Source organism: Muricoccus nepalensis (assembly GCF_006438825.1).
GTDB lineage: Bacteria > Pseudomonadota > Alphaproteobacteria > Acetobacterales > Acetobacteraceae > Roseomonas > Roseomonas nepalensis.
In genome coordinates this window covers 57,436-77,368 of record NZ_RCZP01000017.1, presented here as the reverse complement: position 1 = coordinate 77,368, position 19,933 = coordinate 57,436, and the positions used below count along the sequence as shown (strand labels likewise).

General features: G+C 75.4%; 16 protein-coding genes. 8 read left to right on the top strand and 8 right to left on the bottom strand.

Annotation, left to right across the window (positions count from 1 at the left end; genetic code table 11):
- Window positions 1-79: 79 nt before the first annotated feature.
- Window positions 80-919 carry an N-acetylmuramoyl-L-alanine amidase gene (locus EAH89_RS16930; RefSeq protein WP_241667065.1) on the bottom strand — a complete coding sequence of 280 codons (840 nt, stop codon included), beginning with the start codon at window positions 917-919 and terminating at the stop codon, window positions 80-82.
- Between the two features lie 833 nt (window positions 920-1,752).
- On the opposite strand from EAH89_RS16930, the gene EAH89_RS16925 reads away from it, so the two are divergent.
- The 3 genes from EAH89_RS16925 to EAH89_RS16915 all read left to right on the top strand — a co-directional run bounded on the left by EAH89_RS16925 (window position 1,753) and on the right by EAH89_RS16915 (window position 6,833).
- The gene (locus EAH89_RS16925) at window positions 1,753-4,923 is read left to right on the top strand and encodes a ribonuclease E/G (protein WP_140884893.1); all 3,171 of its coding nucleotides are present in this window, start codon (window positions 1,753-1,755) and stop codon (window positions 4,921-4,923) included.
- Between the two features lie 40 nt (window positions 4,924-4,963).
- Window positions 4,964-5,959, top strand: coding sequence for a bifunctional GNAT family N-acetyltransferase/(deoxy)nucleoside triphosphate pyrophosphohydrolase (locus tag EAH89_RS16920; protein WP_140884892.1), 996 nt, complete (start codon window positions 4,964-4,966; stop codon window positions 5,957-5,959).
- A 103-nt stretch (window positions 5,960-6,062) separates the two neighbouring features.
- Complete coding sequence (locus EAH89_RS16915; RefSeq protein WP_140884891.1) at window positions 6,063-6,833, top strand: competence/damage-inducible protein A; 771 nt, start codon at window positions 6,063-6,065, stop codon at window positions 6,831-6,833.
- A 19-nt stretch (window positions 6,834-6,852) separates the two neighbouring features.
- Here the strand turns inward: EAH89_RS16915 and EAH89_RS16910 are convergent, their stop codons facing one another.
- Window positions 6,853-7,809 (bottom strand): M14 family metallopeptidase, encoded by a 957-nt coding sequence (locus EAH89_RS16910; RefSeq protein WP_140884890.1) that lies wholly within the window; start codon window positions 7,807-7,809, stop codon window positions 6,853-6,855.
- A gap of 153 nt (window positions 7,810-7,962) precedes the next feature.
- Here EAH89_RS16910 and EAH89_RS16905 point away from each other — a divergent pair, with 153 nt between their 5' ends.
- The gene (locus tag EAH89_RS16905; protein ID WP_140884889.1) at window positions 7,963-9,144 is read left to right on the top strand and encodes an aminotransferase class V-fold PLP-dependent enzyme; all 1,182 of its coding nucleotides are present in this window, start codon (window positions 7,963-7,965) and stop codon (window positions 9,142-9,144) included.
- Here the strand turns inward: EAH89_RS16905 and EAH89_RS16900 are convergent.
- The 4 genes from EAH89_RS16900 to EAH89_RS16885 form a co-directional block, all read right to left on the bottom strand.
- The gene (locus EAH89_RS16900) at window positions 9,123-10,175 is read right to left on the bottom strand and encodes an amino acid ABC transporter substrate-binding protein (protein WP_140884888.1); all 1,053 of its coding nucleotides are present in this window, start codon (window positions 10,173-10,175) and stop codon (window positions 9,123-9,125) included. The two genes, EAH89_RS16905 and EAH89_RS16900, sit on opposite strands and share 22 nt — an antisense overlap.
- A 65-nt stretch (window positions 10,176-10,240) precedes the next feature.
- Entirely contained in the window at window positions 10,241-11,491 is a 1,251-nt protein-coding gene (locus tag EAH89_RS16895) for a D-amino acid dehydrogenase (protein ID WP_140884887.1), read from the bottom strand.
- A 47-nt stretch (window positions 11,492-11,538) separates the two neighbouring features.
- On the bottom strand, window positions 11,539-12,384 hold the full coding sequence (kynA, locus tag EAH89_RS16890) for a tryptophan 2,3-dioxygenase (protein ID WP_241667064.1): 846 nt from the start codon (window positions 12,382-12,384) through the stop codon (window positions 11,539-11,541).
- Window positions 12,377-13,129 carry a DsbA family protein gene (locus EAH89_RS16885; RefSeq protein ID WP_140884886.1) on the bottom strand — a complete coding sequence of 251 codons (753 nt, stop codon included), beginning with the start codon at window positions 13,127-13,129 and terminating at the stop codon, window positions 12,377-12,379. Before EAH89_RS16885 ends, kynA begins: the two co-directional genes overlap by 8 nt.
- A gap of 199 nt (window positions 13,130-13,328) precedes the next feature.
- On the opposite strand from EAH89_RS16885, the gene EAH89_RS16880 reads away from it, so the two are divergent.
- Genes EAH89_RS16880 through EAH89_RS16870 form a run of 3 tightly spaced genes read left to right on the top strand, consistent with a single transcriptional unit; the run spans window position 13,329 to window position 16,907 of the window.
- Entirely contained in the window at window positions 13,329-14,738 is a 1,410-nt protein-coding gene (locus EAH89_RS16880) for a gamma-glutamyltransferase (RefSeq protein WP_241667063.1), read from the top strand.
- 52 nt (window positions 14,739-14,790) lie between these two features.
- Window positions 14,791-15,924, top strand: coding sequence for a pyridoxal phosphate-dependent aminotransferase (locus EAH89_RS16875; RefSeq protein ID WP_140884914.1), 1,134 nt, complete (start codon window positions 14,791-14,793; stop codon window positions 15,922-15,924).
- Window positions 15,921-16,907, top strand: coding sequence for a Bug family tripartite tricarboxylate transporter substrate binding protein (locus EAH89_RS16870; protein ID WP_161993637.1), 987 nt, complete (start codon window positions 15,921-15,923; stop codon window positions 16,905-16,907). Before EAH89_RS16875 ends, EAH89_RS16870 begins: the two co-directional genes overlap by 4 nt.
- 21 nt (window positions 16,908-16,928) lie before the next feature.
- Here the strand turns inward: EAH89_RS16870 and EAH89_RS16865 are convergent, their stop codons facing one another.
- Complete coding sequence (locus EAH89_RS16865) at window positions 16,929-17,720, bottom strand: TylF/MycF/NovP-related O-methyltransferase (RefSeq protein WP_140884884.1); 792 nt, start codon at window positions 17,718-17,720, stop codon at window positions 16,929-16,931.
- Window positions 17,721-18,106: 386 nt separating this feature from the next.
- Between EAH89_RS16865 and EAH89_RS31975 the strand changes: the two genes are divergently transcribed.
- Window positions 18,107-18,826, top strand: coding sequence for a PEP-CTERM sorting domain-containing protein (locus EAH89_RS31975; protein WP_194152344.1), 720 nt, complete (start codon window positions 18,107-18,109; stop codon window positions 18,824-18,826).
- A gap of 66 nt (window positions 18,827-18,892) precedes the next feature.
- Here EAH89_RS31975 and EAH89_RS16855 read toward each other — a convergent pair whose 3' ends face one another.
- Window positions 18,893-19,900: a Bug family tripartite tricarboxylate transporter substrate binding protein gene (locus tag EAH89_RS16855; RefSeq protein ID WP_140884883.1), complete on the bottom strand. Its 1,008-nt coding sequence runs from the start codon at window positions 19,898-19,900 to the stop codon at window positions 18,893-18,895.
- Window positions 19,901-19,933 lie beyond the last annotated feature (33 nt).

Here is a 19,933-nt window from a genome sequence, read left to right as displayed (position 1 = left end):
TCCCCGCCGGCGCCTCTCCCGAAATTGCTGTTTCATAACCAAAATCCAAGGGCCGCGCGCGAGGGCTGCGGGCGCGGGGCTAGCCGGTCGCGGCCATGCCCAGGCCCGGGCGCTCGAGGTAGCTCTCCACCGCCGAGGCGAGGGCGCCGGCGACCACCGCCCGGTGCGCCGACCGGTTGAGCTGTGCCTCGTCCAGCCGGCTGGAGAGAAAGCCGATCTCCACGAGAACCGAGGGAATGTCGGGCGCCTTCAGCACCGCGAAGGCCGCCTGGCGGTGCGTGTTGGGCAGGAGCGCCACCCGTGGGCGGAGCGCGCCCACCGTCATCGCCGCGAGCCGGACGGAGCCCTGCCGCGTCTCCTGCCGCACGAGGCTCATCAGGATGCGCTGCACCTCCGCCGGCACCGTCGGCAGGTTCAGCCCGCCCGCGGCGTCCGCCGCGTTCTCGCGCCGGGCGAGGCCGGCCGAGAGCGCGTCGGAGGCGGTCTCGGAGAGGGTGTAGACGCTCGCCCCGCGCGCGCCCGGGGCCGAATCGGCGTGGACGGAGACGAAGAGCGCCGCGCCGTTCCGCCGGGCGAACTCCACCCGGCTGGCAAGGGGCACGAAGACGTCCCGCGTGCGGGTCATCAGCACCCGGCAGCGCCCGCCCGCCTCCAACCGGCGCCGCATCTCCTGCGCAGCGGCGAGGACGACGCGCTTCTCGTAGGTGCCGGCGGCGCCGATCGTGCCGGGGTCCTTCCCGCCATGGCCAGGGTCGAGCACCACCAGCGGGCGCGGCGCGGCGCGGCGCACCGCCGGACCGGCGGGGGGCGCGCCCTCGCGCCGCGGCGCGGCATCGGCCGGCGCCCCGAGGGCCAGGCCCGAGGCCGTGGCGGCCAGCGTCGAGGCGATCACGCCTCGTCGCGTCGGAAGCGGTTCCATCCTCTCCGGCCCCCCCAGGCCAAGCCCCATCCCCGTCGGTAGACCCTAGCACCCGGAGGATGGCAAATCCTTGCCGCAACGCGCCCGGGAGCCCGCGGGAGGGCCGAACCGGGGCCCCGGAGGGGGCCGCCAGGGCGCTTCGGCGGGCGGTGTGGCCCGTGGCACACAGCGCCTTGCTCCGCGGCCCCCCCCTGCGTATGGTGCATTGCCCCGGCGGCACGCCGCCGGTGGAGGGTTCCGGGCGCGGCCGACCAGAACGGCCGCCGGTCTAGGCGCGGATGCGCCATGGACGCCCGACCCCGCGCACCCCGGCCAGGGGCCGCCGCCATTGCCGATCTCCGGCCGGGCGAGCCGGCCCTGCCGCGCCGGGGCCGCGGGCCGGCACCCCTCTCCGGCGCGCGCCACGCGGCGCGGCAGGGCCCTGTCTTGCCCCCCATGGGATCTTCCCCTGGGCGGGACCAGCGGACCGCGCGCCAGCCGCCGGACCGCCCGCGCGCGCCCCTCGTCCTGCGAAGGAGGCGGATCGCCGCGCCGAGGGGTCCGCGCAGGGCCGCGACACCGGACGCCTCGGCGCCCGCGACTGTACCCATCGGGCGCCCCGGCGCCCGAGAACGAACCCATCGGGCGCCCTGGCGCCCGTGAGCAACCGGGCCCCGCGCCCGAACCCACCCGGGCATTCCCATGCCCAAGCGCATCCGGGCCTCGTGCCCGCGGGAGAAAGGAACGGCGGCGGATGACGGTCACCCTCGCCCCGCGCCGGTCCCCTCCCGGCCCCCCAACCCTCACCGCCGCCGGCCGCACAGAGCCCCGCGCGGCGCGGAGCCTTCCCTTCCATGACCAAGCGCATGCTGATCGATGCATCCCACCCCGAAGAGACGCGGGTGGTGGTGCTGGACGGCAACCGTCTTGAGGACTTCGACCTCGAGACCCAGAACCGCCGCCCGCTGAAGGGCAACATCTACCTGGCGAAGATCGTCCGGGTGGAGCCCAGCCTGCAGGCCGCCTTCGTCGAGTACGGCGGCAACCGCCACGGCTTCCTCGCCTTCGGCGAGATCCACCCCGACTACTACCAGATCCCCGTCGCCGACCGGCAGCGCCTCCTCGAGGCCCAGGCCCAGGAGGCGGCCGAGGAGGATCCCGAGGACGAGATCGAGACCGCGGCCGAGCGCGTAGCGCCCCGCGACGACGCCGACCTCGCCCGCCCGGGCCGGGACAGGGAGCGGGACCGCGACCGCGGCCGCGGGCGTGACCGCGATCGCAACGGCCGCCGCCAGCAGGCCGCCGCCTCGGCCGCCGCCGCCGTTCAGGAATCCGCCGACGCCGCCCTCGGCGCCGAGGGCGAGGAGCCGGCGCCCGCCGGGGAGCCCGCGGGCGACCCGGGCCAGGAGACGGCCGCGAACCACCCCGAGACGACGGGCCTCCCCGCGGGCGAGAGCTTCGGCGAGGACGGCGCCCCCGCCACGCCCGCCGCGGAGGAGACCCCCGCGGCCTCCGCGCCGGAGAGCGGCGCGGAGAGCCCGGCCGAGGCGACGATCGACGCCACCCCGGCCTCGATCGGCGGCGAGACGGGCGGCGGCGAGGACGGCGCGCCCGCGCCCCGCGCCCAGCCGATGACCATGCACGTCGACCGCGTGAGCGAGGGCGACCCGGTCGCCGAGGCCGCCGCCGACGAGGACCGGCGCGACGACCGCGACGACGGGAACGGGCAGGACGACGAGCGCGCCGAGGACGCCGGGCCGCTGCCGGAGACGGTGGGCGGCGACGACCGCGAGGACCGCGAAAGCACGGACAGCGACGAGGAGCGCCGCGAGCGCCGTATCCCCTCGAAGTTCCTCCGGCACTACAAGATCCAGGAGGTGATCCGCCGCCGGCAGGTCATCCTCGTCCAGGTCGTCAAGGAGGAGCGCGGCAACAAGGGCGCGGCGCTCACCTCCTACATCTCCCTCCCCGGCCGCTTCTCGGTCCTCATGCCGAACTCGCCCAAGGGCGGCGGGGTGTCCCGCAAGATCTCGTCGGCCACCGACCGCAAGCGCCTGCGCGAGGTGATCGACGAGGTCGGCCTGCCCCGCGGCATGGGCATCATCGTCCGCACCGCCGGCGCCCAGCGGCCCAAGCCCGAGATCCGGCGCGACTGCGAGTACCTGCTGCGCCTGTGGGACGACATCCGCACGCGCACCCTGTCCTCGACCGCCCCCGCCCTGGTGTACGAGGAAGCCGACCTCCTCAAGCGCTCGATCCGCGACAACTTCGCGCGCGAGATCGAGGAGATCCAGATCGAGGGCGAGGAGGCCTTCCGCCAGGCGCGCGACTTCACGCGCATGCTGATGCCGCAGAACGAGCGCAAGGTTAAGCTCTACCGCGACCCCGGCATGCCCCTGTTTGCGCGCATGGGCGTGGAGCAGCAGCTCGACGCCATGATGTCGCCGACGGTCCAGCTCCGCTCGGGCGGCTACATCGTCATCAACCAGACCGAGGCCCTCGTCTCCATCGACGTGAACTCCGGCCGCGCGACGCGGGACCGGCACATCGAGGACACGGCGCTCCGCACCAACCTCGAGGCCGCGGACGAGATCGCGCGCCAGCTCCGCCTGCGCGACCTGGCTGGCCTCATCGTCATCGACTTCATCGACATGGAGAGCAGCCGCAACGACGCGATGGTCGAGCGGCGCATGAAGGAGGCGCTGCAGCACGACCGCGCCCGCATCCAGGTCGGCCGCATCTCCCATTTCGGCCTGCTGGAGATGTCGCGCCAGCGGCTGCGCCCCAGCCTCACCGAGCACTCCTTCGTCACCTGCCCGCATTGCCAGGGACTGGGCATCGTCCGCTCCGACGAGAGCGCCGCGCTGCACGTGCTCCGCGCCATCGAGGAGGAGGGCGCCCGCCGCCGCGCCGCCGAGATCGTGGTGCACTGCTCGCCGGCGGTCGCCATGCACATCCTCAACCGCAAGCGCGAGCGCCTGGCGGCGGTGGAGAGCCGCCACGCCATGTGCGTGCTCTTCGAGCCCGACGCGGCCATGACGGCGGCCCAGAACCGGATCGAGCGCACCCGACCCCAGACCCTGGCCGCGCCGCCCGCGGCCGTGCCCGCGCTCCGCATGGACTACGCGCCCGAGCCGGTGATCCTGGCCGGCGGCGGGGATGACGAGGAGGAGGAGGAGATCCTCTCCCCGGAGGAGGCGGGTGCCGCCGCCGCGCCGGTCGCCAACGGCGAGGCCGCCACCGCCGAGGACGCCGGGGAGCGCGGCCGCCGCCGCCGTCGCCGCCGCCGTGGCGGGCGCCGCGAGGACGGTGCCGCGCCGGGCACGGGCGCCGAGGGCGAGGCCGAGGACGCGTCCGAGGATGCCCCGGAAGCCGTCGCCGAGGCGCCCGAGGACGCGGCCGTGGCCGGGGCCATCCCGAATGGCGAGGAGCGCGCGGCGGGTGACCGCCCGGAGGCCGAGGGCGACGCCCGCCGCCGCCGGGGCCGCCGCGGCGGCCGCCGCCGCCGCGAGGAGGGTGACGCGTCGCGCGCCGACGGCGACGCGTCGCGCGCCGACGGCGAAGCCCCGCGCGCCGCGGATCAGGCAGCGCCCGGCGCGGGCGACGCCTCTCCCGCCCCCCGCTACACCGGACCGACCCCCGCCGATCCCTTCGGCGGCACCTACGACGCCCTGATGGACACGCTGGACGCCGTGGAGGAGGCCGAGGCCCCCCGCAGCGTGCGCGAGATCCCCATCGCGGCGGAGTCCCCGGCTCCCGTGGCGGCCGAGCCGCCGGCGCTCGCCGCGCCCGAGCCGGTGGCGGAGCCCGTCGCCACGGCCCCTGCCGAGGCTCCTGTCGCCGAGGCGCCGGTTCCGGCCGCGCCCGAGCCCGCCCCCGCGGCGCCCTCGATCTCCGAGGCGCCGCCGGTGCCGGCGGTCGAGGCCGGGCGGGCGGAGCCGGTGGCCGGCACCGTCGTGCAGCCCGTGCTGCTCGGCACCGAGGCCCCGGCCGCGCCGGCGAAGAAGGGCTGGTGGCGCCGCTGAGGCGGCGCCCCCGCGCCCGGCCGGGTCCGGGAGAGCCGAGGTGAGCGACGCGATCTTCGCGCCCCTGCAGGCGGGGGACCTGACGCTGCGCGCCCTCCGAGCGGAGGACGCGGCCGAGCTCCACCGCCTGGTGAACGACTGGGAGGTGGCGCGCATGCTGGCGCGCGTCCCCTTCCCCTATTCCCGCGCCCTGGCGGACGAGTGGATCGCCTCCACCCGCGCGCAGATCGAGGCCGGCACCGCCTGGCACCTCGCGATCGTCCGGGACGAGGCGCTGGTGGGCTGCGTCGGCCTGACCACGGCGCGCGAGCGCCCGCGCCATGCCGAGCTCGGCTACTGGGTCGCGCGGCGTCACTGGGGCCAGGGCATCGGGCCGCGCGCGGCCGGGCGGCTGGCGCGCTGGGCGCTGGCCAACCTCGACCTCGACGAGATCCACGCCTCCGTCCTCGAGGAGAACGCGCGCTCCGCCGCCGTGCTCGCGCGGATCGGCTTCCAGGAGGACGGCTGGGCCGAGCAGGACTTCACCGCCCGCAACGCCCGCCTGCCCGTGCGCCGCTTCCGCGCCGGACGGGCCGAGCTCTCGGCCGGGCCCGAACCCGCGGCCCCCGCGCCGGCGCCCGCGGCAGCCCCGGCCGGGGCCAGCCTCCTCCTTGTGGTCGCCTGCGGCCTGGTGGACGCGGACGGGCGCGTGCTGCTGGCCCGCCGTCCCGAGGGCAAGCCGATGGCGGGGCTCTGGGAGTTCCCGGGCGGCAAGGTCGGGCCGGGGGAAACGCCCGAGGCGGCGCTCATCCGCGAGCTGCAGGAGGAGCTGGGCATCGACGTCTCGGCCGCCTGCCTCGCGCCCTTCGCCTTCGCTTCCCACCCGCTGGAGGGACGGCACCTGCTGATGCCGCTCTATCTCTGCCGCCGCTGGGGCGGCACGCCCGAGGGGCGCGAGGGGCAGGCCCTGGCCTGGGTGCGGCCGAACAGGCTCGGCGACTACGCCATGCCGCCGGCGGACAAGCCGCTGGTCGCGCTGCTGCGGGACTTCCTCTGACGACGCCTCCCCGGCGGCCGGCGCGGGGGAAAGGTGATTCCCGCGGCCTTGACGCGGCCGCCCGCGCGACGACCCTCTCTCGACCACTCCCGGGGAACCGCCCATGACCCAGCCGACCGCCGCCCTCATCATCATCGGCAACGAGGTGCTCTCCGGCCGCACCCAGGACGCGAACCTGAAGTTCCTCGCGACGCGCCTGGGGGAGCTCGGCATCCCCCTGCGCGAGGTGCGGGTGATCCCCGACGTGCCCGAGACGATCATCGGCACCGTCAACGAGATCCGCGTCCGCTTCACCTACGTCTTCACCACCGGCGGCATCGGCCCGACGCATGACGACATCACCAGCGAGTGCGTGGCCCGCGCCTTCGGCGTGCCCTGGGAGGTGCACGAGCCCTCCCGCGCGATCATGGAGGCCGACTACGCCCGCCGCTCGCCGCCCGTCACGATGAACCCGGCCCGGCTGCGCATGGCGACCCTGCCCCGCGGCGCCACCCCCATCCTCTGCGCCGAAACCTCGGCGCCGGGCTTCGCCATAGGCAACGTCCACGTCATGGCCGGCGTGCCGCGGATCATGCGCAGCATGTTCGAGGTGGTCGCGCCGACGCTCCAGGGCGGCACCCCCGTGAAGTCCCGCGCCGTGCACGCGCACGGCCTGCTGGAGGGAACGATCGCCGAGGCGCTGACCGCCGTGCAGAACCGCTTCCCGCAGCTCGACATCGGCTCCTACCCCTATTACCGCGAGGGCGGGAACGGCGTCGCGCTCGTCGCCAAGGGTACGGACGAGGCGGCGCTCGAGGCGGCGGCGGCGGAGATCGCGGCGCTGATCCGGGCGGACGGCAAGGAGCCGGTGCCGGGCGAGCCGGCGGCGGCCTGAGCGGCGGCGCCACCCCGGCCTAGGCCCGGGCGCCTCCGGCCTCCTCCCGGCGGGCCAGCCGCACCGCGACGTGCCCCCGCATCACGCGTGGGCAGGGCATCACCAGCAGGCACTCGTCGTGCGGCGTGCGGATCTCCGCCTCGCCGTCGCGGGCGATGAGCGTGCCCGCGCGGGGGATGACCGCCCCGCCGCGGAAGCTGTCCGTGAAGGCGAAGCGGCGCGACGCCGCCGTCACCGCGCCCGTCACGCGCCAGACCGGGGGCTCGGGCCGCAGCCGGGCCGGGGGCGGCGCCATGCCGAGGGCGCGCAGGAAGCCGCCCGCGTAGGCCTGGGCCACGGCCTCCGTGCCCGGCTCCCAGTGCTGCCCGGCCTCGGCCAGGAGCGCCACGCGGTGGGTGCCGGGGGCGGTGAAGGCCGCGTGGTCGATCATGCGCGGCCCCTCGGGGTGGACGGCGTCGGCGACGATCGGGCCGGGGGCGCCCATCGCCCGCGCCATGGCCAGCGCCGCCGGGCTCGCGGGCGCCAGCACGAGCGGGTCCGAGGGCCAGAGCATCGAGTGCAGGTCGAGCAGCGCGTCCGCGGCCTCGACGACCGGGCGGAGCGCGCGGGCGCGGCGGAGCTCGAGGCTGTCCCGTCCGCCGTCGAGGAGCGCCGGGCTCCAGACCCGGTTCAGGTCCTCGTCCACGTAGCGGGACAGGGTGGGGTCGGCGGGGTCGAAGCGGGCGAAGGCGTCGAGGTTGGCGAAGACGAGGGTGAGGACGCCCCGGGCCGGCAGCAGCCCCGCGCGCAGCCAGCGGGCGAGGACGGCGGCGCCGGTGAACTCGTTGCCGTGGACGAGGGAGGTGATCACCGCGTGCGGGCCCGGCCGGCCCGAGTCGAGGCGCCAGACCCCGGGGATGCCGGTGTTGCCGCCGGCCAGCGCGCGGAGGTCGGGCACGGGGACGCGCACCGGGAAGCCCAGGGCGTCCTCGGTCACGGGGCGGCCCGGCCCGCCGGCATCCCGCGCATCTCCCCCTCGGGCGGTGCCGGGCCGGCGCGGGGCGCGGACGCTGTCTGACGGCGTCGTGTCATTCCCGGTCTCCGGGGGTCACTCTATACGCTGGCGGCACGGCGACAATCCGGAGGGGCGATGCTGGACCTGCGCGCGCATTTCTCGCGCTTCCTGACCGCGGAGCCCGGCCGGCTCCACTTCGCCGCCCACAGCCACCACCCCTGGCCCGACGCGACGCGGGAGGCGCAGGCGCGCGCCTGGGACGACGCGGCCCGGCTGCAGGACGGCAAGTGGGAGGAGGTGCTCGGCCCGCTCACGGCGCGCTGCGCGGCGGGGGTGGCGCGGCATCTCGGCCTGCCCGACCCCTCCACCATTGCCTTCGCCCCGAACACGCATGAGTTCGTCCGGCGCATCCTCAGCGCCCTGCCCACGGGCCGCCCGCCCCGCGTGCTGACGACGGACGGCGAGTTCCACTCCTTCGCCCGGCAGATCGCGCGGCTGGAGGAGGACGGGCTGGTGCGGGTGACGCGCGTGCCCTCCGAGCCCGGCGGCGATTGCGTGGCGCGGCTGGCCGAGGCCGCGCGGGCCGGCTTCGACCTCGTCTGGGTCAGCGAGGTCTTCTTCCACTCCGGCTACGCCCTCACCGGGCTGGAGGCGCTGGCCGAGGCCGCGGGCGAGGCGGTGCTGGTGATCGACGGCTACCACGCCTTCATGGCGCGCCCGGTGGACCTCTCGCGCCTCGCGGGCCGGGCCTTCTACACCTCGGGCGGGTATAAGTACGCCATGGCCGGGGAAGGCGCCTGCTTCCTCCACTGCCCGCCGGGCTGGCTGCCCCGCCCGCGCGACACCGGCTGGTACGCGGCCTTCGGCGCCCTGGCCGCGAGCGACGGGCGGGTCGGCTACGCGGAGGACGGGCGCCGCTTCCTCGGCGCCACCTTCGACCCCTCGGGCCTCTACCGGCTGGACGCCGCGCTGCGCTGGGTGGAGGAGGTGGGGCTGACCGTCGGCGCGATCCACGCCCACGCCCATGCCCTGCAGGAACGGTTCTGCGCGGGGCTGGCGGGCAGCGGGCTCGACCCCACCTCGCTCGCCGTGCCGCTCTCGGAACCGCGGCGCGGCAACTTCCTCGCCTTCGACATCGAGGACGCCGGCGGCTGGCAGGCCCGGCTCGAGGCCGCGCGCGTCATCACCGACCGCCGCGGCCGCCGGCTCCGCTTCGGCTTCGGCCCCTACCAGACCGCCGAGGAGGTGGACGGGGCGCTGGAGCGCATCCGGGCGCTCCAGCGCCCCGCGCCGCGTCAGCGCATCGCCGGCGCGTAGATCAGCCCGCCCTGGCTCCAGAGGCGGTTCACCCCGCGGTCGATCCCGATCGGCGTCAGGTTGCGCGCGAAGATCTCGCCGTAGTTGCCGACCTGGCGGACCGCCTCGTAGGCCCAGCGGTCGCTGAGCCCCAGCATCGTGCCGAAGTTGCCGGTCACGCCCAGCAGGCGCTGCGTGTTCGGGTCGTTGCTGCGCAGCTTCTCCGCGAGGTTGGCGCTCGTCACCCCCTGCTCCTCCGCCTCGACGAGGGAGAAGAGGGTCCAGCGGACGATCTCCAGCCAGCGCTGGTCGCCCTGGGCCACAACGGGGGAGTAGGGCTCCTTGCTCAGCACCTCCGGCAGCAGCACGAAGTCGTCGGGGTTGGGCGCGCGCAGCCGCGTGCCGGCCAGCGCCGCGCGGTCCCAGTTGAAGGCGTCGCAGCGGCCGTTGAACAGCGCGTCGAAGATCTGCTCAAGGTTCTGGAAGACGAGCGGGTTGAGGCGGATGTTGTTCGTGCGCGCGAAGTCCGCGACGATCAGCTCGTTTGTCGATCCCGTCTGCACGCAGACCGAGGCGCCGTCGAGCTGCACGGCTCGCTCCAGGCCGGGCGACTTCCGCGCGAGGAAGCCGGCGCCGTCGTAGAAGGCGATGCCGACGAATTCGAGGCCGAGCTGGATGTCGCGCTGGAAGGTCCAGGTCGTGTTGCGCGAGAGAACGTCGATCTCGCCGGACTGGAGCGCGGTGAAGCGCTGCTGCGCGGAATAGGCCTGGTAGCGCACCTTGTTGGCGTCGCCGAGCACGGCGGCGGCCAGCGCCCGGCAGAAGTCCACGTCGAAGCCCGCCCAGCCGCCCTGGCTGTTGGGCGCGGAGAAGCCGGGCGTGCCCTGGGAGACGCCGCAGCGAATGTAGTCGCGCGACTTCACGCCGTCGAAGACCGGCGTGGCGCCGCGGGAGACGGCGGCGGGCGCCGGTGTGGGCGCGGGCGCCTGGGCCGCGGCCCCGAAGGCGAGCAGCGCGGCGCCCGCGGCGCCGAGCAACGAAGCGAATCGCATCCTGTCCCTCTTCCCTTTCCGGTCCGTATCATCCTGACGGGGGAGTTCCCGGGCGGGAAGGCCGGTCAGGCCGCGAAGCCCTCCATCGGGATCGGCGGCGCCCGCCCGGCGACCAGGTCCGCCACCACGCGGGCGGACCCCATGGCGAGCGTGAAGCCGAGCGCCCCGTGGCCGATATCGAGGTGCAGGTTGGGCAGGCTCGACACGGGGCCGAGGATGGGGAGCGCGGTCGGCGTCGCCGGGCGCAGCCCCGCCCAGGGCCGGAGAGTCCGCCAGTCCGCGGCGTCCGGGAAGGCCTCGCGCGCCTGGCGCACCAGCAGGTCGAGGCGGGCGAGGTCGAAGCGCGTGTCGTAGCCCACGAGGTCCGCCATCCCCGCCACGCGGAGGTCGCGGCCGAGGCGGGCGTAGACGACCTTCCGCGCAAAGTCCGTCACGCTGATGCGGGGCGCCGCGTCCTCGGCCGCAATCGGCAGGGTGAGGCTGTAGCCCTTCAGCGGGTAGAGCGGCGGGCGGATCCCGAGCGGCGCCAGCAGCCGCGTGCTGCCCGCGCCCATCGCGAGGACGACGGCCTCCGCCTCCTCCACCCCCTGGTCCGTCAGCACGCCAATGACGCGCCCGCCGACGGCGAGGATCTGCCGCACCTCCGTGCCGAAGGCGAAGGTGACGCCGAGGTTGCCGCCCCGCATCGCGGCTTCGAGCCCCGCGCAGAAGAGGCGGCACTCGGCCGCGTCCTCCCCGCGCGTGAGGATGCCGCCGCAGACCCGGTGCGCGATGCCGGCGAGCGCGGGCTCGGCCATCAGGCAGGCCTCGCGCGAGAGCGCCTCCTGCTCGCTGCCGAGCGAGCGCTGGTAGTCCACCAGGCGCCGGGCGGCCTCGAAGCCCGCCGTGTCGGAATAGACCACGAGCTTGCCCGCGTGCCGGAAGGAGCACTCGATCCCCTCGTCCCCGATCGCGGCGCGCGTCAGGTCGCGGGAGAGGAAGGAGAGGAGCAGCAGGCGCCGCGTCGTGCGGTCCGCCGCCCGCGCGTTGCAGGCGGCGAGGAAGCGCGCGCCCCAGGCCCATTGCGCGGGGTCGAGGCGCGGGCGGAAGCGGACGGGGCTGTCCGGGTCCAGCAGCCAGCCCGGCAGCTTGCCGACCACGCCCGGCCCGGCCAGCGGCGCGACGTAGGAGTAGGAGAGCTGGCCGCCATTGGCGTGGCTGCTCTCCAGCGCGACGCCGCCGCGGCGCTCGAGCACCGTCACCGCGTGGCCGTCGCGCGCCAGCAGGTAGGCGGCGGCGAGCCCCGTGACGCCGGCGCCGAGGACGAGGACCTTCATGCCGGCATCATCGCCCGGCCGCCCGCAGGTTGCCCAGGGCCGCCCGGCTACAACCGGCCACGCACGGCCCAGAGCTCCGGGAAGAAGCGCCGCTCGAGGGCCTTGCGAAGGTAGGCGACGCCGGCCGAGCCGCCGGTGCCCGTCCGCATGCCGATCACCCGCTCCACCGTGGTCACGTGGCGGAAGCGCCACTGCTGGAAGGCGTCCTCGAGGTCCACCAGCTCCTCCGCCAGCTCGTAGAGGTCGAAGTACTCGGTGCTGTGCCGGTAGACGGTGGCCCAGGCCTCCACCACGCCCTCGTCCTCGGCGTGGCGCTCGGCGGGGTTGGCGCCGAGGGCCGATTCCGGCACGGGGATGCCGCGCCGGGCCACGAGGCGCAGCGCCTCCTGGTAGAGGGAGGGCGCGTCGAAGGCGGCCTGGAGGCGCGCGCTCACCGCGGCGTCGTGCGCGTGCGGCCGGAGCATGAACTCGTCCCGCGCGCCGAGCAGGATCTCCATCAGCCGGTACTGCCAGGACTGGAAGCCCGAGGACTGGCCGAGCACGTCGCGGAAGGCGAGGTAGTCGGCCGGCGTCATGGTGGAGAGCACGTCCCAGGCCTCCACGAGCTGGCGCTGGATGCGCGACACGCGGGCGAGGCTCTTGAAGGCCGGGCGGAGGTCCCCCTCCCGCACGCAGGCGGTCGCCACCTCCAGCTCGCGGATGATGAGCTTCATCCAGAGTTCCTGGACGTGGTGGATGACGATGAAGAGAAGCTCGTCGTGGTGGTCCGACAGCGGCTTCTGGGCGGAGAGCAGCGTGTCGATGTCGAGGTAGGCGCCGTAGGACATGCGCCGGGAGAAGTCGGTCGCGAGCCCCGCGCCCTCCTCCCGCGCGTGCTCGGGCCCCTCAGCCACGGCGGCGCGCCTCGGCCACCAGGCGCTGCAGGTCGGCCAGCTCTACCGCGCCGGGCACGATGGTGTCGCCGATGACAAGCGCGGGCGTCCCCTCGAGCTGCAGGCGCTGGGCGAGGGCGATGTTCGCCTCCAGCCGGGCCTGGATCGCGGGGTCGTCCATGTCGCGCTTCAGGCGGGCCCAGTCGAGGCCGGCGCGCTGGGCCTCGGCCTGGATCACCGCCTCCGTCGGCTCGGCGCGGAGCTTGAGCAGCGCGTCGTAGAGCGGCTCGTACTTGCCCTGGCGCTGGGCGGCGAGCAGCGCGCGGCTGGCGACGACGCTGTTCGGGCCGAGGATGGGCAGGTCCTTCATCACCACCCGCAGGTTGCCGTCCTGCTGCAGAAGCGCCTGCATCGTCGGGTGCAGCGCCTTGCAGTAGGTGCAGCGGGCGTCGAAGAACTCGACGATGGTGACGTCGCCGCGCGGGTTGCCCTTGATGGGGTCGCGCGCGTCGTTGAACAGGGCATCGCGGCTGGCGGCCAGCGCCGCGCGCCGGGCCGTCTCCTGCTCGGCCCTACCCGCCTCCTGCACGGCCGCGATGGCCTCCCGGAGGATCGAGGGATCGCTGCGGAGCGCCTCCCGCAGGATGGAGACGATCTCCTCCCGCTGGCGGGGCGTGAAGCCGGGGGCGGGCTCCTGGGCGCGGGCGCCGAGGCAGGGGAGCAGGCCGAGGAGCAGAAATGCCCTAATCATCAGGATGCGCGTCATGGGTTCCCGTCCTCCTGCCGGCGGGGGTGCCCGGCGGCCGTCGCGGGGGACGCTAACACGGACCGGCGGCCGTCACAGCCGGCCCCCCGTGGCGGCCCTCTCCTTTCGCTGCCGCAATGTTGCCGTTTCCCGCGCCAAGGGCGCCCGGTCCCCGGCCCCCTCTTGCGCCTTGGGCGCGGCCGGTGCCAGGAACGCCCCGATGACGATCACGGCGGCAGGGACGGCGCGGGACCACATGGCAGGCAAGAGCGGCTTCCGCACGGGCGCGCCCGCCCGCCATCCAGGCCGTGGCCGAACCGCCGCGGGCGTGCTGGCGCTCTTCGCCCTCGCGGGCTGCTCGACGGTGGACCGGGTGAGCAACGCGCTCACCGGCGGGCCCTCCCTCCAGCCGGGGCAGCAGGGCTACGTGCGCGGCTTCGTCGGCAACGTCGTGGCGGAGGAGCCGCGGGCGGCGCTGGTGGCGCGCGACGTCCTCTCGGCCGGCGGCTCGGCGGCCGATGCCGCGGCGGCGGCGGGCTTCGCGCTGGCCGTCACCCTCCCCTCCCGCGCCGGGATCGGCGGCGGCGGCGCCTGCCTCGGCTACGACCCGCGCCGGAACGAGGTGGAGGCCTTCCTCTTCCAGCCCGGCGCCCGCGCCGGCCTGCCGCGCGGGGCGGACCGGCCGGCGGCGGTGCCGATGATGGCGCGCGGCCTCTTCGCCCTGCACGCCCGCCAGGGGCGGCTGCCCTTCGAGACGACCATCGCCCCGGCCGAGCGCCTGGCGCGGCTCGGCATCACCGTCTCCCGCGCGCTCGCGGCCGACCTCGCGGCCGTCTCCGGCCCGCTGCTGGCCGATCCCGTGTCGCGGGCCGCCCTCACCGGCCAGGGCGGCGCGGCGGTCGGCGAGGGCGATCCCCTCGTGCAGGCGGACCTCGCCACCACGCTCGGCGCGATCCGCACGGCGGGGGTGGGCGACTTCCACCAGGGCGGCCTCGCGCGCCGGGTGGAGGAGGGCAGCGCGGCCGCCGGCGGCTTCCTGACGGTCGCCGAGATGCGCGCCGCCGTGCCCCAGGCCGTGCCGCCCGTGCAGGAGCGGCTCGGCGACGACGTGCTCTCGGTGCTGCCGGCCTCGGCGGACGGCGGGGCGACGCTAGCCGCCTTCCGCGCGGCGGTGGCGGGCCAGGCGGCCGCGGCCGCGGGCGGGACGGTCGGCGCCAGCACCGCGCTGGTCGTGCAGGACCGGGACGGCGGCGCGGTGGCCTGCGCCTTCACCCTGAACAACCTCTTCGGCACCGGGCGGATGGTGCCGGGCATGGGCTTCCTCCTCGCCGCCGCGCCCGGGCTCGGCAGCGTGCAGGCGCCGCCGCTCGGCGCCGTGCTGGTCGCGAACCTCAGCGTGAAGGCCATGCGCTACGCCGGCGCGGGATCGGGCCAGGAGGCGGCGCCGGCCGCGGCGGGCGTGCCGGCCGGGCTGCATCTCGGGCGGCGCGCGCCGCTCCCCCAGGCCGTGGCCGCGGTGCCGGAGCCGGGCCGCGCCGTCGCCATCACCTGCCGGGGCAGCGTGACGGCCGCCGGCTGCTCGGGCGTCGCCGACCCGCGGGGCTTCGGGCTCGCCACCGGGAACGACTGAGTTGGCCGGACTCAAGGTCGGCCGGGGCGCGGCCACGCCCCCCTTCCTCGTCATGGACGTGATCGCGGCCGCCAACGCCCGCGCGGCCGCCCTCGCGCCCGGGGAGCCCGGCATCCTCCGCATGGAGGTCGGGCAGCCCGGGACCGGCGCCCCGCGCGGCGCCGCCGAGGCCGCCGCCCGGGCGCTGCGGGACGGCCATCCCCTGGGCTACACCGAGGCCTTCGGGCGGCGCCCGCTGCGGGAGCGGATCGCCGCGCGCTACGCCGCGCATTACGGCGCGGCGGTGGAGGCGGCGCGGATCGCGGTGACCGTCGGGGCCTCCGGCGCCTTCCCCCTCGCCTTCCTCGCGGCCTTCGACGCGGGCGACCGCGTGGCCATGGCCGCGCCCTACTACCCCCCTTACGCGAACATCCTGACCGCGCTCGGCATGGTCCCGCAGATCCTTCCCTGCGACGCCTCCACCCGCTTCCAGCCGACGCTCGCCATGCTGGAGGCGCTAGACCCCCGCCCGGCGGGGCTGATCGTGGCCAGCCCCTGCAACCCCGCGGGCACGATGCTGCGGCCCGAGGAGCTCGCGGCCATCGCGCGCTGGTGCCACGGCAACGGCGTGCGGCTCATCTCGGACGAGATCTACCACGGCCTCTCCTACGGCGTGCCGGAGGCGACGGCGGCCGCGCATTCCCCCAGCGCGATCGTGGTGAACAGTTTCAGCAAGTACTTCAGCATGACGGGCTGGCGGATCGGCTGGCTGGTGCTGCCCGAGGACCTGCTGCGCCCGGTCGAGCGGCTCGCGCAGAACCTGTTCATCTCCGCCCCCCACATCTCCCAGGTGGCGGCGGAGGCGGCCTTCGACTGCACCGACGAGCTGGAGGCGAACCGCGCCGCCTACCGCCGCTCCCGCGACCTCCTGCTGGCCGGGCTGCCAGCCGCGGGGTTCGACCGGATCGCCGAGGCCGACGGCGCCTTCTACATCTGGGCCGATGTCGGCGGCCTGACGAACGACAGCCCCGCCTTCTGCGCCCGCCTACTGGCCGAGGCCGGCATCGCCGCCACGCCGGGCGTGGACTTCGACAGCGGGCGCGGCGCGCGCTTCGTCCGCTTCAGCTATTGCGGGCCCGAGGCCGAGATGGCCGAGGCGCCCGCTCGCCTGGGCCGCTGGCTCGGGACCTCGAGGAACCTCCTTTGATCAACCGCCGCCCCCTCCTCGCCGCGCCCGCGCTGCTCGCGCTCGCCCAGACTGCCCTTGGCCGGCCCGCCCTCGCCCAGCCATCCCCGTCGCGGCCCGTGCGGCTGATCGTGCCCTTCCCCGCCGGCGGCGCGACGGACGCGGTGTCGCGCCTCTTCGCGCCGCTCCTCGGCCAGCGGCTGGGGGCGACGGTGGTGATCGAGAACCGCCCCGGCGCCGGGGGCGTTCCGGCCGCCGAGGTGGTGGTGCGCGCGGCGCCGGACGGGCTCACGCTGCTGCTGGCCACCTCCTCCATCCACTCGACCGCGCCGGCGACGGGCGCCAGCCTTCCCTACGACGTGGAGCGCGACTTCACGCCGCTGGCCCTCATCGGCGCCTCGCCCTCCCTCGTGCTCGTTTCGACCACCGTGCCGGCGAACGACCTCCGCTCCTTCATCGCCTGGGCGAAGGCGCGGCGGGGGGCGGTGAACTACGGCTCCTCGGGGGTCGCCACCACGCCGCACCTCAACGGCGCGCTGCTCGACAGCCTGGCGGATCTCGGGATGGTCCACGTGCCCTACCGCGGCACTGGGGCGGTCTACGCGGAGCTGCGGCGGGGCGACGTGCAGGTGCTGCTCGACGTGCCCGCCACCGCGGCCACCCATATCCAGGCCGGCACGGTGAAGGCCCTGGCCGTGACCTCGGCGGCCGAGACCCCGCTGGCACCGGGCGTGCCGACGGGCGAGGCCGCCGGCCTGCCCGGCCTCGTCTCGGAAACCTGGTTCGGCATCTTCGGCCCGGCCCGCCTGCCGGAGGCCTTGGCCGCCCGGATCACCGAGGCGTCCCAGGCCGTCATGGCCGACGCCGAGCTGCGGGCGCGGTTGCTCTCCCTCGGCGTCGATCCCCGCACCGGCGACGGCGCCGCCCTGGCGACGGCGGCGCGGACGGAGCGGGAGCGCTGGACGGAGCTGGTGCGGCGCCTGAACATCCGCGCCACGGAGTAGCGACCGCGCGCCGCCCCGGCGTCAGGCCCCGGCCGCGGGGCTAAGGGACATGGCGGGCTGCCAGGGCGTCAGGGCGTCCTGCGGGACGCGCCGCATGAGGAAGACGCGGGCCTGCGGGATATAGGCGTCGAGGGGTTCCGCCCGGAGGTCCGGGTTCCTGGCCATGAACTCCTCGAAGGCCTCCTTCTGGCCGATGTCGCCGTGGTCGGAGCGCCAGCCCCAGTCGTCGAAGACGAGGATCGCGCGCTCGCCGATCAAGGGTGCGCAGAAGGCGAGCGCCTCCTTCGAGGCGCTGTAGATGTCGCAGTCGATCATGATGAGGCTCGCCTTCCCGATCGAGAGCGCGGTCCGGCGCGCCGGGGTCAGCGTGTCGCGGAACCAGCCGGGCACGAGCTCGACGCGCTTGAGGTCCACCCCCTCGGAGGCGAGGTAGCGGCGGGTGGCCGAAAGGGTGGAGTGGTAGGCGCCAGGCGGCCATCCCTGCCCCGCGGCCTCGGGCGGCAGGCCGCGGAAGGAGTCGAAGCCGATCAGCCGGGCCCGGGACAGGCCCGCCTGCTGGAGGACATGGAAGACGCAGGCCATGGAGGTGCCGCGGCTGACGCCGAATTCCAGGTAGTTGCCGAAGGCCTCGCCGGGCTCCTCGAGTTGCAGCCGCTGGATGGCGCTCGCGACGCAATTGGCGAAGTCGGTCTCGGGAACCAGCGGCGTCCATCCGCCAACGAAACCCGCGGCCTGGAGGCGGGCGTGCGCCCGCCGGGCGGGACCACCAAGGCCAAGACGATCAATAACCTGCACAGCAGCGCGCCTGAGCATTCTCTATCTCTCCTGAATCCATTGCGTAAGCGGACGCCACCGCGCGACGGGCGCGGGGGGTGGGCGTCGTGCTGGCGGTCCGGATCTAGGGCGGATTCATCAGACGGGCGGCTCCGTGCGAATCGGGCGACATCATTCGGAAGCGACTGCTTCATTACTGCCCGTTCATTCGTCCTTCATCTAAGAGTTAGGACGAATTGGCCAATCACGAGGGCGTGGGCGAAACGAAGGCCCGCTGATGGGCTGCCGGACGACACCGGCCGATCGGCGACACCGGGCAGCGTTAACCTTTCTGAAACCATCGTGTCTTTCTTTTGGGACGAGCGCGGCCGATGAACTTCCGGAACGACTGACGGGATGGTCCGCCGGGCGTTCGGGACGCAACAATGAAACACCTCCTTCTCGCCGGCGCCGCCCTGGCCGCCCTGGCCGGCCAAGCCGAGGCCGCGCTGATCACCACGGCGAGCCTCTTCTCGCCCCTCGCGATCCCCGGCACCACGACGGCGGTCGACCTCCAGGGCATCCCGGCCCCCTCCCAGGCGGGCGTCAGCGGCGCGGGCTACACGATCAGCTTCGCCGTCGGCGCGGACCAGGGCGTGGTGCAGGGCGCGGCCTCGGGCGTCCACGCCATCCCGGTCGCCGGCATCAGCAACGGCCTTCCGACCTACCTGACCGGCGACTACGGCTCCGCCCAGACCCTCTCGGCGTCCCAGGCCGGGAAGTATCTCTCGACCGGGCTCGGGACCATCACCATCACCTTCGCCGCGCCGCAGCTCGCCCTCGCGCTGCTCTGGGGCTCGATCGACAGCTCGAACGCCCTCGTCTTCGGCAACGCCGCGGGCGACACGCTGACGGGCGCGGCCGTCCAGGGCCTCGCCGCCGGCTTCGTCGGCAACGGCTTCCAGGGCCCCGGCGGCAGCGCCTATGTCAGCGTCCTCTCCGACACGCCGTTCACCAGCGTGTCGCTGAAGAGCGGCGTCGTCTCCTTCGAGGCGGCGGGGGTGATCGGCTCCACGCGGCCGATCAGCGTGCCGGAGCCGGCCTCCGCCGCCCTGTTCGGCGCGGGGCTGCTCGGCCTCGGCCTGGTGCGGCGCCGGCGGGCCTGAGCGGCCCCGGGCGGGGGCGCCGCGGGCGGGAGGGCGCCGCCCCCCGGCCCGCGGGCCGTCCGCCCCTCAGTCCGGCTTGATGTTCCGCGCCCGGATGATCCCGCCCCACTTCTCCATCTCGCGCTTCTGGTAGGCCGGGAACTCCTCGGGCCGGGCGCCGACGGGGCGGATGGCGAGCGTCGCCAGCTTCTCCCTCACCTCGGCGCTCTCCAGCGCCCGCGCGAAGGCGGCCTGGATGCGCGCCTGGAGGGCGGGCGCCATGCCCGGCGGGGCGAAGAGGGAGAAGTCGGTCGAGCACTCGTAGCCCGGCACGGCGGCCGCGACCGGCTGGATCTCCGGCGCGGCCGGGTCCGGCCGGGCGGAGGAGACGGCGATGGCGCGCACCGCCTGCGCCCGCATCGGCTGCAACGCCGAGACGGCGTCCACCGCCGAGAGCTGCACCTCGTTCGCGATCAGCGCCTGGAGCGCCGGCGCGCCGCCGCGGTAGGGCACGTGCAGCATCTCGATCCCGGCCTCGGCGTTCAGCAGCTCCACCGCGAGATGCGCCGAGGAGCCGGCGCCGGAGGAGGAGTAGCTGATCCGGCCGGGCTGAGCCTTCGCCAGGGCGATCAGCTCCGCGATGCTCGTCGCGCGGACGGAGGGATGCACGCAGAAGAACTGCGCGTTCGTCGCCAGCAGCCCGATCGGCGTGAAGCCGCGGTCGTTGTCGTAGGGGATGGCGTTCAGCAGGAAGGGCGCCATCGCGTAGGTGGAGTTCGTGCCCAGCAGCAGCGTGTGGCCGTCCGGCTGCGCGCGGGAGACGGTGCCGTGCCCGACCGTGCCCGAGCCGCCCGGCCGGTTGTCGACGACCACGGGGCGCCCGAGATCGGTGGAGACGCGCTGGGCCAGCACCCGGGCGAGGGTGTCGGTGGAGCCGCCGGGCGCCCAGGGCACCACGAGCGTGACCTGCCGCTGCGGCCATTCGCCGCCCGGGGAGATACCCGGGGAGGTGCCCGGTGCCGCACCCTGGGCCTGGGCCCGGCCGGCCGCGGTCAGGCCGAGGGCAGCCAGGCCGAGGCCCCGCTTCGTGATCATCGTTTCGTCTCCCTTGCAGCGCCCGGCGCGATC

Bases quoted from the DNA above. Each gene is read 5' to 3' on its own strand.
- EAH89_RS16915 (WP_140884891.1), top strand. From the start codon at position 6,063: ATGACCCAGCCGACCGCCGCCCTCATCATCATCGGCAACGAGGTGCTC.
- EAH89_RS16880 (WP_241667063.1), top strand. From the start codon at position 13,329: ATGACGATCACGGCGGCAGGGACGGCGCGGGACCACATGGCAGGCAAG.
- EAH89_RS31975 (WP_194152344.1), top strand. From the start codon at position 18,107: ATGAAACACCTCCTTCTCGCCGGCGCCGCCCTGGCCGCCCTGGCCGGC.
- EAH89_RS16895 (WP_140884887.1), bottom strand. From the start codon at position 11,491: ATGAAGGTCCTCGTCCTCGGCGCCGGCGTCACGGGGCTCGCCGCCGCC.
- EAH89_RS16900 (WP_140884888.1), bottom strand. From the start codon at position 10,175: ATGCGATTCGCTTCGTTGCTCGGCGCCGCGGGCGCCGCGCTGCTCGCC.
- EAH89_RS16885 (WP_140884886.1), bottom strand. From the start codon at position 13,129: ATGACGCGCATCCTGATGATTAGGGCATTTCTGCTCCTCGGCCTGCTC.
- EAH89_RS16855 (WP_140884883.1), bottom strand. From the start codon at position 19,900: ATGATCACGAAGCGGGGCCTCGGCCTGGCTGCCCTCGGCCTGACCGCG.
- EAH89_RS16925 (WP_140884893.1), top strand. From the start codon at position 1,753: ATGACCAAGCGCATGCTGATCGATGCATCCCACCCCGAAGAGACGCGG.
- EAH89_RS16865 (WP_140884884.1), bottom strand. From the start codon at position 17,720: ATGCTCAGGCGCGCTGCTGTGCAGGTTATTGATCGTCTTGGCCTTGGT.
- EAH89_RS16875 (WP_140884914.1), top strand. From the start codon at position 14,791: ATGGACGTGATCGCGGCCGCCAACGCCCGCGCGGCCGCCCTCGCGCCC.
- EAH89_RS16930 (WP_241667065.1), bottom strand. From the start codon at position 919: ATGGAACCGCTTCCGACGCGACGAGGCGTGATCGCCTCGACGCTGGCC.
- EAH89_RS16905 (WP_140884889.1), top strand. From the start codon at position 7,963: ATGCTGGACCTGCGCGCGCATTTCTCGCGCTTCCTGACCGCGGAGCCC.